This is a genomic window from Bacillus salacetis (assembly GCF_003581585.1).
Taxonomy (GTDB): Bacteria; Bacillota; Bacilli; order Bacillales; family Bacillaceae_B; genus Rossellomorea; species Rossellomorea salacetis.
In genome coordinates this window covers 1-13526 of the sequence record NZ_QXIR01000015.1, presented here as the reverse complement: position 1 = coordinate 13526, position 13526 = coordinate 1, and the positions used below count along the sequence as shown (strand labels likewise).

The following is a 13526-nucleotide window of genomic DNA, read 5'->3' as shown; positions in this document are numbered from 1 at the left end:
AATGAAAAACCAAAATTTCAACAAAACAGCAAAAAAAATGACCTTGTTCATTATACATAGTAAGGATTGAATGGACAATAGAAGTGACTGGAAGGAGAGAAAAAACATGAAAATGAAGGTGATTTGGACATACAGCGGAAAGATACCTGATAAAATAATCTTTGAATCGGAGTGGATGAACAGAAGATACGTGGATTATCTTATAGAGGATCTAGTGAAGACGGGAAGAGCCGGAAATATTGTAATACGTGACGAGATGGAAAATGAGTGGACCCGGAAAGAATTTCTTAAGCTTAGTGAGGAGCTGGAACAGGAGCCGGAAGATATTGTTGTCTATTTCGACGGAGGATACGATAAGGACAAAGCTCTTGCAGGACTTGGGATGGTGATTTATTATCAGAAAGGCGGAGTGGATTACAGAATCCGCAAAAACGAGAAAATCCAAGAAATGGAAAATAATAATGAAGCTGAATATGCCGCCCTTTTTTCCAGTATCCAGTTGTTGGAAGAACTTGGTGTCCGTAACATTCCCTGTCTTATAAAAGGGGATTCACAAGTGGTTTTGAAACAACTTGAAGGGGAATGGCCATGCTATGAGGATACATTGAACCGCTGGCTTGATCGAATTGAGGCGAAAATGAAATCGATGGGGTTAAAACCGCAATATGAAGCGATCAACAGGAAACAAAATAAAGAAGCAGATAATTTGGCAAACCAAGCCCTTCAAGATACATTTATCCACAGTCATTCAAAAAAGTGAAATACCGGACTATAGAAAGGTGATGAAACTCTTTGGAGCGCATACAGGTCATTGACAAGCTCGACGAAATCCTGGCAGCCTATTGTGAGGATTGTTTATTGAAAGCCCACTTTAGAAAAGAGCATGGTAAAAAACATGCCCATCGTTTTTGCATCGAGCAATGTACAGTGGGACAAAAGATCAAGGAATTGGGAAAGAACTTATCATAATGGCCTGGAGGGAAAACGTAAAGGCTTCTCTCTGCTGGAATTTTGATAATATTAGGCTGGTTAGGCTGTTTTCGCATTTATTGTTTCTTTCGGAAAAATCCCAGGTGCCGGACTTTTTCCCCTGTTATCAAAGGTTTTACACTCGAAAAAGAACGAGCAGCTCTTTTCTTTCCTGCTCACCGGGGGTTTTACGAGGAATTACCAGGATATTATTTGATATTAATATTGAATAGCGGCAAAGATTACGAAAAGAGCCTAAAATAAAAACTGCTGTTCCTATTGCATGAAATCATGAAGAAAAGGTTTTTTTTCATTATAGCCGGGAAGCCTCCCTGAAAAAGAAAGAGGATATCTTCTATTTTATTGTTAACCAGTCTCAGATGAAATAGGTTCTTTTTATCATACGGTTTACAAAGATGAGATGAAATAAAAAAAGGAAGCCGGCACAGCCGGCTTCCTTTATCTATTATAGTCAAAATTATAGTTTAGTTACGTTAGCAGCTTGAGGTCCGCGGTTGCCTTCTACGATTTCGAAAGAAACTTCTTGACCTTCTTCTAATGATTTGAAACCGTCACCTTGGATAGCAGTGAAGTGAACAAATACATCGTCTCCGCCTTCAACTTCGATGAAGCCAAAACCTTTTTCGTTGTTAAACCATTTTACTTTACCGTTTTGCATAATTCTGTTCCTCCTAAATCTTTCAAGCACATTTTAGTGCTTATGGAAATATTATCATTATAAGAACCTTTTGCAGTCATGTTAGAAAACAAAGAATTCCGTTAAATGATGTCTTTAATATACAATACTGACCAAAGTATAGTCAAGAATGTTAGAGCACTTTTTGTAAGAAAATTTAAACGGTTTCAGATAGTGATACTAAAGCACTGCCGGATAGTCAAAAACAGTGTAATATCGGGTGTTCTAAATGCCAAGAGGCAGTTTGGGTTGTATTCAATCATTTTATATAGTAAACTTTTAATGATATTTTACCAACGTGGAGGGTTCAATATGCCAACGCCAAGTATGGAGGATTATATAGAACAGATTTATTTATTAATCGATAATAAAGGATATGCCAGAGTTTCAGATATTGCTGATGCCTTGTCAGTCCATCCCTCCTCAGTAACCAAAATGGTACAGAAACTGGATAAAGATGATTACCTCGTATATGAAAAGTACAGAGGTCTGGTATTGACTTCCAAAGGGAACAAAATTGGAAAACGGCTTGTTTTCAGGCACGAACTCCTGGAACAATTCCTGAATTTAATCGGAGTGAAGGAAGAAAATATTTATGAAGATGTTGAAGGAATAGAACATCATCTAAGCTGGGACTCCATCGACAGGATCGGGGACCTTGTCCAATTATTCGAAGAAAATGATGATCTTCTTAAAAGCCTTAGAGATATACAGACCAAAAATGCAGACGGGTAAAAAGGACGATTGGGGTACAATCGTCCTTTTATATGTTTGTATCAGGATCTTTTTGCAAACTTTGTTGCTATTCAATATAACTTTCAATTAATATTCTGTAGATCTTCGTAAAAATTCCGGTGAGCAGGGTAAAGAGCTGCTCATTTTTTTGAACGTAAAACCTTTGGATACAAGGGGAAAATCCGGTGCCTGGGATTTTTCCGAAAGCCACAAAATATGCGAACACAGCCTTGTATTAAAAACTGATTTAGAAGCTCAAAATATTTCAGGAAGATCTGAAAAAGCGCTGCCTTGATTATAATTGTCTGCGAGCTGGGAAAATCCCTCTTCGTCGAAATCCACACTCACACCTGCCAACAAACCTTCATTAGCTTCCATAACCGCTTTTTGATAAGAAATGATTCTCCCCGTGGAAGTTTGAAAACTGATGATCTGCCCGTTCGGATGACGTTGTATCTTAGTGATTTCCTCCATCTGCATACCCCTTTACAAATTTTCTCATCCCTAGTATGGTCAAAAAAGCAGATTTTAACAGCGGATTTACAAACTTTCGCTATTATCTCCGGGAAATAAGAAGGACTTTGCCCTGTTAATTGAGAAATGATTACATATACGGAATTACTATAATTACTACATAAGGTAGTGCAAAGAAGGTGGCATATGACTGGCAGGAAATGGCATGACAGCGCCCGGGAGCGTTGGGATGATAACGCGGGCAGCTGGCACAGCAGAAGTGTACAGATGTGGACAGAGGGGAGCAGGAAGGATATTGTACCATTCATCATGCGCAATGTCCCGTCCGGAAGCAGCCTGGCAGACCTGGGCTGCGGTGATGGATTCGGCTCCTTTTTACTGAACAGTAAAGGGTATGATGTGACAGGTATGGACTTGTCTGAAAAAATGGTTGAGTTTGCAAAGAAGCAAGAACGGAAAGGGTTGAACTTCCTTCAAGGCGATCTTTCATCACCACCGTTTGAAAAAGGTGAATTCGATGCAGTTATGATGATCAATTCCCTGGAGTGGACACAGGATCCATTGGAAGCCTTAAGGAAAGCATCAGACATCATTAAAGTGGATGGCAGATTATGTATCGGTATTCTTGGCCCAACGGCCCATCCGCGGGAGAATTCATTACCGAGGCTGCATGGGGAAGATGTAATATGCAATACAATGATGCCTTGGGAACTGGAGAAATTGGCAGCTGACAATGGAATGGTGAAAGAGGACGAAGCATGGGTATTCAAGAAGGGTGTCCCTTCCAAACTTATAGAGAATTTATCTCTGGAGCTGAAGCAGGCACTGACTTTCATGACGCTGTTCATGTTCAGAAAAACACTGAATGGAGGGGTAAGATGAATCAACGTTTTTCAATTGATGAATTCATTAAACAGACTCAGCAGGAAGATAAAGGCGAAGGTTTATTTGAGTTGGAAACGCCAAGGATGCTGGAAGTGAACCTGGATGGAGAAGTGTGGGCAAAGATGGGCTCTATGGTTTCTTATCGGGGTGCTATCAAGTTTGAAAGAGAAGGAGTCCTCGAGCACGGATTGGGCAAGTTGTTTAAAAAAGCCCTGACCGGAGAGGGTACTGCTTTAATGAAAGCCAACGGCGAAGGAAAACTATACTTGGCCGATCAAGGAAAGAAGATATCCATCCTTCATCTTAACAATGAAGCGATTTATGTTAATGGCAATGATCTGCTTGCATTTCAGCCTGGTTTGGACTGGGATATTAAATTGATGAGAAGGGTTGCCGGAATGATGGCGGGTGGCCTGTTCAATGTCCGGATAGAAGGAACAGGAATGGCAGCAATTACTTCCCACTATGAACCATTGACACTTTTAGTAAAGCCGGGAAGCCCGGTTTATACCGATCCAAATGCCACAGTGGCATGGTCCGGGAATTTGCAGCCTGACTTTGTTACCGATGTGTCCCTCAAAACATTTTTTGGCCGGGGAAGCGGCGAATCTGTACAAATGAAATTTGAAGGCGAAGGATTTGTAGTCGTTCAGCCGTTTGAAGAAGTGTATTACAGCGAACAGCAATCATAATCTTAAGAAAAGGCTGCACTTTTTCAAGAATATCACCGAATTCTAATTTCCTTGAAATGAGCAGGTTTTTCTCTTTATTAAGCACTTTCGCAAACTTTGTTGCTATTCAATATGAATTTCAATTAATATTCTGGTAGTTCGCCGGAAAAATCCTGTAAGCAGGAAAGAAAAGAGCTGCTCTTTCTTTTACAAGGTAGTAAACCTTGGGATATTCAGGCATTTCTTAAATAGCTGCAGAATCTGCAAAAAAAAATCAGCCTGGGAGAAACTCCAACTATACCAGCGGGGAGGAAGGTTCAGCGGATGAAATGACAGTACATCAGGCTTCCTCTTCCTAAAGTTGCCCTTCCTTTTTAGGGAGGGATTTTTTGCCGTGTTCTAAATGGTATAACCCTATGCACCTGATAATAGATGGACTTTTGAATGGCCATTCTGTATAAATGTATCTAAGGATGTTGCCACAAGAATAAACGGCCGTTTACATAGTAAAATCACAAGTTCCTTATTCGTTAGGAGGAGTTACATATGAATCAGAAAAAAGTACCGGCAGATATCGAAATTGCCCAGAAGGCTGAAATGCTTCCCATCACAAGTATAGCTGAAAAGTTGGGCCTTGAAGACGAAGACATTGAGTTATATGGAAAGTATAAAGCTAAATTGTCATATGACTCATTGAAAAAACTCGAAGAAAGAAAGAGTGGAAAGTTGATCCTCGTCACTTCCATTAATCCCACTCCCGCAGGAGAAGGGAAATCTACTGTCACAGTAGGCTTGGGGGATGCATTGAATTCAATCGGGAAACAAGCCATGATTGCTCTAAGGGAACCTTCACTTGGACCTACTATGGGAGTGAAAGGCGGAGCAGCAGGGGGAGGTTATGCCCAAGTTCTGCCTATGGAAGAAATCAATTTGCATTTCACAGGGGATATCCATGCCATCACCACAGCAAATAATGCATTGGCGGCAATGGTAGACAATCATATCCATCAGGGGAATGAACTCTGTATAGATCAGCGGAGGATAATATGGAAGCGTGCATTGGACATGAATGACAGGGCACTTAGGCAGATCGTCATTGGATTGGGAGGCCCGGTACAGGGAGTACCTAGGGAAGACGGGTTTGATATTACCGTCGCATCCGAAATCATGGCGGTGCTGTGTCTGGCTGACGGCCTGGACGATTTAAAGAAACGCCTGTCAAGGATGGTTGTTGCCTATGACATAACAAAAGCTCCGGTTACAGTGCAGGACATCGGGGCCCAAGGAGCACTGGCAATGTTATTGAAAGACGCGCTCAAGCCGAATCTCGTCCAAACCATCGAGCATACTCCGGCACTGATACATGGGGGACCCTTTGCAAATATTGCTCATGGGTGTAATTCGGTTATTGCAACACGCACCGCTTTGAAACTTTCAGATTATGTTGTAACAGAATCTGGATTTGGTGCTGACCTTGGTGCAGAAAAGTTTCTCAATATCAAAACTGAAGCATTGGGAGCAAGTCCTGATGCAGTTGTATTGGTAGCGACGGTGCGAGCGCTGAAGATGCATGGCGGACAGAAGAAAACGGATCTGGCTGCTGAAAATCTGCCCGCCCTTGAAAAGGGTCTGGAAAACCTTCAGAAGCATATGGAGACGATTGGATTGTTTGGTGTTCCTCTTGTTATAGCGATAAATAAGTTCGTCACAGATACTGAACCTGAACTGGCATACCTGACCAATTGGTGTGAAAGCAACGGGGCGGAAGTCGCCCTTACAGAAGTCTGGGAACATGGCGGAAAAGGCGGAGTCGAACTTGCGGAAAAAGTAACAGCCGTAATTGAAAAAGGGGAGAAGTCTTTTAGAAGGCTTTATGATCAAAATGTTTCACTTGAAGATAAAATCAGGACAATTGCTTACAATGTCTATGGAGCCGGAGATGTGAAGTTCTCAAGCAAAGCAGAAAGGCAATTGATGGAGGTTGAAAACTTTGGATGGGGTGAGCTGCCTGTATGCATGGAAAAAACGCAATATTCACTATCGGATGATGCGAAAAAACTGGGCAGGCCGAAGGGATTCACAATTCATATTAGAGAACTAAGGCCAAAGATTGGCGCTGGCTTTATCGTCGCGCTGACAGGTGAAGTCATGACAATGCCGGGTCTGCCGAAGAAACCGGCAGCCTATGGGATGGATGTGGATGAAAACGGGAATGTAAGTGGATTGTACTAGGTAGATTCTGAAGGGAGGATGGCGGACATGTTTGATCCTACAGCATATGAAAATCTGAAAGTCGTTCTGCAAGGTGCGCTTTATGAGCTGGACTTGATGGGATCTTTAAAGATAACCAGGAGAGAAGATATTGTAGATCTTGCTAGTCTTGATAGAAGGTTTGCCCTGACTCTCTGCAACCCGGACAAAGCTGATCTCACAGCCATGGTCACCTTGAGTGCCGGCATAAGAGAGTGGAACGCTGAAGCATATCCAGAACCCGGAAGAGAACCGGGTGCAATTCTTGGGGTTGTTTATCAATCTGAGGGGAGCCGGTTCCGGCAGGACTTCGTATCAGAATTGGCAGAGTGGTGGGGTCCCCGGCGATCTATAGAGTGGCGGGAAATCTCTTCAACAAGTGTACCCTTCCGTCACCAGGCAATAATTGATTTCAACCGGATCATAACAGAGGATATGGTTGATGAACTGGAAGAAGTAGCGGTACATATAGGCAATTCTTTATTAAAAATATAATTGGCATGAATCATAGAGCTCATAGATTTGGACATACATATAGTAAAAAAGGGGTTGAGCGACTTGAAGATAGCTTGGGTGACAGATAGTACAGCCTGCCGGTCGGAAGGTATCAGAAACAACGAAGACGTTTATATTGTTCCAATGAATATACTGATCGGAAATAAGGAATTTAAGGATGGAGTGGATCTTTTTCCAGAGGAAATGTTCCGGTTATTAAAAGGAAACGGTGCAGACGCCAAGACATCCCAGCCGTCAATTGGCATTTTTCAAGAACTCTATACCAATCTTCAGGAAGAATATGACCATATCTTTTCCATCCATGTCTCGCTAGCATTCAGCGGAACGTTTTCCTCTGCTCAGCAGGCTGCCCAGCTGGTCGATATCCCGGTAACAGTTATAGATTCGAAGATATTATCTTATCCCTTGACCAAATTGATCCTGGATGGAATGGAGGCAGCTGAGAAAGGGCTGGACCCGGCTGAGATAGAGAAATTTCTGGAGGCGAAATTAAATACCGGAAAAACCTTCGTCATGGTAGGCAGCCTGGAGCAGCTGCACAAAAGCGGCAGGATGAACGGCCTCTCCTTCTTTCTTGGGTCGATGTTGAAAATCAAACCGATCCTGCTTATAGAGGACGGCAAACTTCAAGTCGAAGAGAAAGTAAGGAGCATCCCGAAAGGATACAGCCGGATGAGGGACTATTTAGACCATGCACTGCAAAGCAAAAATATAAAAGAAGTCTATATCCTTTACGGCTTAAACAAAGAAGAAGCAGATGCGTGGGTGGCAGATTTGTCAGGTAAATATCCGGAAATTTCCTTTTCTTCACACGAGCTGGGAGCGGTGATAGGGGTTCATGCCGGGGAGAATACATTGGGAATCAGCTGGTTTGCGGAATGAAAGAGGGTTGTTTCCCTCTTTTTTTGCTGTTTTGAATGTGAAATCTCGACAATTGTAAAAGAACATATCTGTTGGAACAGAGTATGAGCTTGAAAACGGTATGGATATGACATACTGCCCTCTACCGGGGATTAGAAAAGAAGGGTCGCTATTGCAGAAGCCAGCGGATACTTCTCCCGTCTAGCACCATATCCACCAGGATTCTGTTAAAATAAAGAAAAAGGGGGACGTTGGTATGGATACACGGATGATCCAAAAGATTGAGAAGCTTGTCAAGGATGTCCATTCAAATGATCCAAGCGGACATGACTGGTATCATATTGACAGGGTCCGTAACCTTGCCGTTTATATTGGGAAAAATGAAGGAAGCCCTCACTTGGGAAGAATTGAAGCTGCTGCGCTCCTTCACGATATATCGGATGAGAAGTTAAATGAAAGTGAACGTGAAGGACAGGAGAAGCTGGAAAAAATAATAAATAGTTTAGGATTACATAATGAAGAAAAAGAAAAGATTCTCGATATTGCAGCAAAGGTTTCCTACCATGGAGGAAATGAAGCAGGACTGGATACATTGGAGGCAATGGCAGTCAGGGATGCTGACAGGTTGGACGCCATGGGAGCGATTGGAGTTGCGCGCACATTCGCTTACGGCGGGATGAAAGGAAACCCCATGTTCGATCCTTCATTGCAGGTCAGGGAAAATATGACCAGGGAAGAGTACCGTCATGGCAGGTCCTCCACTATACACCACTTTTATGAAAAATTGTTATTGCTCAAGGATTTGATGTGTACAAGGACAGGGCGGGAACTTGCAGAAGAACGCCATAAGTTCATGGAACTGTTTCTAAAGCAATTTTATAAAGAATGGAATGGTCAGTAATGAGAATGTTAACAGTAGAAAATATTACAAAATCATATGGGGAAAAGACCCTTTTTAAAGATATCGGCTTCACGATTACAGAGAAGGAGAGAGCCGGCCTGATCGGGGTCAACGGGACAGGGAAATCAAGCCTGCTGAAAATCATCGCAGGCCTGGATGATGCAGACAGAGGAGAGATGACCAAACCGAATGATTATGTCATCTCCTATCTTGCTCAAGAGCCTGAAATCCATCCTGAATTGACAGTCATCAACCAGGTGTTTCAAAGCGATGCGGAAGTGATCAAGGTCATGCGTGAATATGAAACTGCACTGCTTGATTTAGAGGCGGATCCTGAGAATGTGGTGAACCAGGAAAAACTATTTGAAACACAAAGGCAGATGGACATCCACAACGCTTGGGATGCCAATGCGAATGCCAAAGCAGTGTTGACGAAACTAGGGATTTCTCAATTCTCCAGGAAGGTGGGCGAACTATCCGGCGGCCAGAAAAAACGTGTCGCGCTTGCCCAGGTTCTGATTGAGACGCCGGATCTACTCATCCTTGATGAACCAACCAACCATCTTGATTATCAATCCATTAAATGGCTTGAGGACTATCTTTCAAAATATCAGGGTGCTGTACTTCTGGTCACTCATGACAGATATTTCCTTGACCGGGTCACAAATAGAATCTTTGAATTGGATGGAGGTAACCTTTACTCCTACAAAGGGAATTATCAGGCATTCATTGAGTCCAAGGCAGAGAGAAATGTGCAGGAAAAACAAATGGCCGAGAAGCAAAGGAATTTATACCGGAGGGAACTTGCCTGGATGAGGCGGGGTGCCAAAGCAAGAAGCACCAAGCAAAAGGCCAGGATCCAACGTTTTGAAGACCTAGAGGAGAATATGGGATCATCCTCTGCTTCCGCGGGCATCGAAATGTCCCTCTCAGGCAGCCGTCTCGGCAAACAGGTTTTTGAATTTAAAGATGCATGCAAGAGCTATCCCGGTCAGGTGATACTTGATGAATTCAGTTACCTCATCAAGCCTGGAGACAGGATTGGAGTGGTTGGGAGGAACGGAAGCGGAAAATCGACGTTCCTGAACATCCTTGCCGGAAATGACATTCTCGATTCAGGAGAATTCAACCAGGGGCAGACTGTAAAGATTGCTTACTATACACAAGGGCATGAAGAGATGGATGAAAATAAAAGGATGATCGAGTATATAAGGGAATCAGCTGAAATGATCACAACAGACAGCGGGGACCAAATATCTGCAGCAAGCATGCTTGAGCGTTTTCTGTTTCCTCCGCAATCTCACGGAACATTGATCAGAAAGCTTTCAGGCGGTGAAAAAAGAAGGCTGTTTCTCTTGAAATTGTTGATGACAAAGCCGAATGTCCTTCTATTGGATGAGCCGACCAATGATCTTGATACGGAAACGCTGACAGTACTGGAGGATTATATCTCCGAATTCTCAGGGGTTGTCATCACTGTCTCACATGATCGCTATTTCCTCGATAAAACGGCTTCCCAGCTTCTTGTGCTTGAAGGCGGAGGCCGTATAGGAAGATACTTAGGGGAATATACCGAATACCTTGCCCTAAAGGCGGAAGAAGAGAGTGTACCAAAAGAAAAGAAACTGGCTGAAAAATCAGCTGCTCCCAAGCCTGCTGTACAGGAAAAGAAAAAACGCATGACGTATAACGAGAAAAGGGAATGGGAAGCAATTGATGAAAAAATCGCTGATACCGAAGATAAGCTGGAAAGTGCACAGGCTGATCTTGAATCGGTAGGAAGCGATTTTGAAAAAGCACAAAAGCTGATGGAGCAGATCGAAGAATATAATACGGATTTGGAAACATTGATTGAACGCTGGTCGTATTTATCTGAAATTGCAGAGAGCTAAGCACATAGATTAGGTTCGAATGCCGTCTATGTTAAAATGAAGTAAGAAATCAAGGGACTAGAAAGGGGTCAGAGATATGAAAATCAAATCAATCGAACCAACGCCAAGTCCTAATACAATGAAAATCATATTAGATGAAGAAATGGCTGGCGGAAAAAGCAACAATTATAAAAAAGAAGATGCAGCGTCAGCACCAAAGCGAATAAAAGACATCTTGGAGATTGAAGGAATCAAAGGCGTGTATCATGTAGCTGATTTCCTCGCTGTCGAACGAAATGCAAAGTTTGACTGGCAGGAACTTCTGGCAAGAGTACGGAAAGCGTTTGGGGAAGAAGGAGAAGCAGGGGGCCGGTCAGTCCAGGCGGATGAACATTTTGGCGAAGTGGCTGTAAGCGTTCAGGAATTCAAGGGAATTCCGATGCAGGTGAAGTTGGCGACCGAGTCCGAAGAAAAAAGGTTCTCCCTCCCGGAGAGATTTGTAAAGGCAATAGGGGAAGCACAGCTTGAAGGAGACAATATTGTACTCCTGCGGAAGTGGAAGGATCAGGGAGCTCGTTATGGCGAATTGGAGGAAATCGGTCAAGTCGTTGTTGAAGAGCTGATGGCAGCCTATCCCCCGGAACGGATAGACACACTTGTGAAAAAAGCCCGGAACCCTGAACGGATCGAAGAAAAAGCAGCTAAATCAGGCAAAAAACTAACTTTGGAAGAGTTCAACGCTCCGGATTGGCAAACAAGATATCAGCTGCTGGACAGCATGAAAGATCCTGATATTGATGACCTTCCGCTTCTCGAAAAGGCTTTGGAGGATGAAAAAGCATCGATCCGCAGGCTAGCAGTGGTTTATATCGGAATGATCGAGGACAAGAAAGTGCTGCCTTTATTATATAAAGGGCTGAAAGATAAAACCGTGACGGTCAGAAGAACAGCAGGGGACTGCCTGTCAGACCTTGGATTTAAAGAAGCGATGGGTGAAATGGCAGAAGCCTTATCCGACAAAAGCAAATTAGTCCGCTGGCGGGCAGCCATGTTCCTTTATGAAGAAGGGGACGAAAGCGTGCTGCCTGCTTTGAAACAAGCCGGGGACGATTCTGAATTCGAAGTTAAACTCCAGGTGAAAATGGCTATTGAAAGAATCGAAGGCGGAGAAGAAGCAAAAGGCTCCGTGTGGAAGCAGATGACAGAAGCAAGAAAGCAGTAGAAATGGTTATTTAACTTCGAGGGAGTCAACATTGTCCTTCTTTTACATGAGAACTTCATTTTGTTTGATTGGAGTTGAAGGTGGACTTACCTCCTGTCGGACCAGCGAAGGCGCGCGCCTGAAATGGTTTTCAAGCAAACAATTAAATACAATCAGTAAAAAGGAGATGGTTATTCATGTCAATGGCATATGAGGAATATATGAGACAGGTCGTAAAACCGATGAGAGCGGAATTGACTCAAGCCGGATTTAAAGAGCTGGTAACAGAAGAAGAAGTCGAGGACACAATGGAAAATGCTGAAGGCATTTCATTCGTAGTCGTGAATTCTGTATGCGGCTGTGCAGCCGGATTGGCCAGACCCGCTGCCACTCAATCTGTATTGAACACGGAAGTCGAGCCTGATCAGCTTCTGACAGTTTTTGCAGGTCAGGATCGCGAGGCAACTGCGAAGATGCGTGAATATTTTAAGGGATATGAACCTTCTTCCCCTTCAATGGCAATCATGAAAGGGAAAGAAGTGGTACATTTCATTCCTAGAGAAAACATCGAAGATCATTCAATTGAAGAAATCATGGCGGAAATCAAAGAAGGACTGGAAAAGACTAAATAATCCTAAGCTCTGATTTCAGGGAGACAGACTGATCAGTCTGTCTCCCTGGATTTTTTTCCGTACAAAGGGATGGAGGCGGCAATTTGTTAGTAACCACAGCCGGCAGAACAAATCAAACAATGATTGAGAAAGCAATGGACATTGCCGATGAGTTGGGGGTGTCCTATATTGACAGGAAAAAAAGAACGGTTAAAGGGTTGAGGGAGCTTTACTCAGAAGATTTCCTGGTAGTAGGCAAGGAACGGCTGGAATTGTTTTCGATTGATTCTGATGAACCCTTTTTCTTTCATCCCAATTCTGCTTCCTTCCGGCTGAAAAGGATTATGCAAAATGAAGAAGATCCTTTCATTGAAGCTGCAGGCTTAATGGCTGGTATGTCCCTTCTTGATTGTACAGCGGGCATGGCTTCCGACAGCATAGTGGCAAGCCATGTGGCAGGAGCTGACGGGAAGGTGACAGGCATCGAAGCAAGCAAGGCTGTATCCTATGTCATAAAAGACGGATTGAAAAAATGGGATTCAGGTATCAGGGAGATGAATGAAGCCATGAATAGGATTGAAATCATCCATAATAATGCATTGGACTTCCTGCGACAAGCAGAGGATGACAGCTATGATGTAGTATATTTTGATCCGATGTTTGGTGATCCGATCGAATCATCAGCTGGGATTAACCCGATGCGGAAATGGGCTGTTTACGAGTCTATTGACCAAGATACGATCGATGAAGCGAAGAGGGTATCGAAGCGCAGAGTGATCTTAAAGGAGCACTTTAACTCTCCTCTGTTTGAAGAATTGGGTTTTGATGTCAAAAGAAGGCCCTCAGCTAAATTCCATTATGGATCTATAGAAATTTAAAAAAAC

The 13526-nt window shown here is 43.2% G+C and carries 15 protein-coding genes; 13 read left to right on the top strand and 2 right to left on the bottom strand.

Going from position 1 to position 13526, the window contains the following annotated elements:
* Positions 1-106: 106 nt before the first annotated feature.
* Positions 107-760 carry a reverse transcriptase-like protein gene (locus D3H55_RS11875; protein ID WP_119547136.1) on the top strand — a complete coding sequence of 218 codons (654 nt, stop codon included), beginning with the start codon at positions 107-109 and terminating at the stop codon, positions 758-760.
* A 41-nt stretch (positions 761-801) separates the two neighbouring features.
* Positions 802-969, top strand: coding sequence for a zinc-finger domain-containing protein (locus tag D3H55_RS11870; protein WP_420808750.1), 168 nt, complete (start codon positions 802-804; stop codon positions 967-969).
* Between the two features lie 478 nt (positions 970-1447).
* Here D3H55_RS11870 and cspD read toward each other — a convergent pair whose 3' ends face one another.
* Positions 1448-1648: a cold-shock protein CspD gene (cspD, locus tag D3H55_RS11865; RefSeq protein ID WP_119547134.1), complete on the bottom strand. Its 201-nt coding sequence runs from the start codon at positions 1646-1648 to the stop codon at positions 1448-1450.
* Positions 1649-1978: 330 nt separating this feature from the next.
* Between cspD and mntR the strand changes: the two genes are divergently transcribed.
* Complete coding sequence (gene mntR, locus D3H55_RS11860) at positions 1979-2401, top strand: transcriptional regulator MntR (RefSeq protein ID WP_119547133.1); 423 nt, start codon at positions 1979-1981, stop codon at positions 2399-2401.
* A 255-nt stretch (positions 2402-2656) separates the two neighbouring features.
* Here mntR and D3H55_RS11855 read toward each other — a convergent pair whose 3' ends face one another.
* A complete protein-coding gene (locus D3H55_RS11855) occupies positions 2657-2875 on the bottom strand; it encodes a DUF3892 domain-containing protein (protein WP_168413055.1) in 219 nt (72 codons plus the stop codon).
* 186 nt (positions 2876-3061) lie between these two features.
* Between D3H55_RS11855 and D3H55_RS11850 the strand changes: the two genes are divergently transcribed.
* The 10 genes from D3H55_RS11850 (at position 3062) to D3H55_RS11805 (ending at position 13520) form a co-directional block, all read left to right on the top strand.
* The gene (locus D3H55_RS11850) at positions 3062-3757 is read left to right on the top strand and encodes a class I SAM-dependent methyltransferase (RefSeq protein WP_119547131.1); all 696 of its coding nucleotides are present in this window, start codon (positions 3062-3064) and stop codon (positions 3755-3757) included.
* A complete protein-coding gene (locus D3H55_RS11845; RefSeq protein ID WP_119547130.1) occupies positions 3754-4452 on the top strand; it encodes an AIM24 family protein in 699 nt (232 codons plus the stop codon). Before D3H55_RS11850 ends, D3H55_RS11845 begins: the two co-directional genes overlap by 4 nt.
* Before the next feature lie 525 nt (positions 4453-4977).
* Positions 4978-6663: a formate--tetrahydrofolate ligase gene (locus D3H55_RS11840; RefSeq protein ID WP_119547129.1), complete on the top strand. Its 1686-nt coding sequence runs from the start codon at positions 4978-4980 to the stop codon at positions 6661-6663.
* Between the two features lie 27 nt (positions 6664-6690).
* Entirely contained in the window at positions 6691-7176 is a 486-nt protein-coding gene (locus D3H55_RS11835) for a hypothetical protein (RefSeq protein WP_119547128.1), read from the top strand.
* A gap of 63 nt (positions 7177-7239) precedes the next feature.
* Positions 7240-8079 carry a DegV family protein gene (locus D3H55_RS11830; protein WP_338067937.1) on the top strand — a complete coding sequence of 280 codons (840 nt, stop codon included), beginning with the start codon at positions 7240-7242 and terminating at the stop codon, positions 8077-8079.
* 235 nt (positions 8080-8314) lie between these two features.
* A complete protein-coding gene (locus D3H55_RS11825; protein ID WP_119547126.1) occupies positions 8315-8959 on the top strand; it encodes an HD domain-containing protein in 645 nt (214 codons plus the stop codon).
* Positions 8959-10851, top strand: a complete 1893-nt coding sequence (locus D3H55_RS11820; protein WP_119547125.1) for an ABC-F family ATP-binding cassette domain-containing protein — start codon at positions 8959-8961, stop codon at positions 10849-10851. The genes D3H55_RS11825 and D3H55_RS11820 overlap by 1 nt, the downstream gene beginning before the upstream one ends.
* A 76-nt stretch (positions 10852-10927) precedes the next feature.
* The gene (locus D3H55_RS11815; RefSeq protein WP_119547124.1) at positions 10928-12052 is read left to right on the top strand and encodes a conserved virulence factor C family protein; all 1125 of its coding nucleotides are present in this window, start codon (positions 10928-10930) and stop codon (positions 12050-12052) included.
* 176 nt (positions 12053-12228) lie between these two features.
* Complete coding sequence (locus D3H55_RS11810) at positions 12229-12663, top strand: BrxA/BrxB family bacilliredoxin (protein WP_119547123.1); 435 nt, start codon at positions 12229-12231, stop codon at positions 12661-12663.
* An 83-nt stretch (positions 12664-12746) separates the two neighbouring features.
* On the top strand, positions 12747-13520 hold the full coding sequence (locus tag D3H55_RS11805) for a class I SAM-dependent methyltransferase (RefSeq protein WP_119547122.1): 774 nt from the start codon (positions 12747-12749) through the stop codon (positions 13518-13520).
* Positions 13521-13526: the final 6 nt, after the last annotated feature.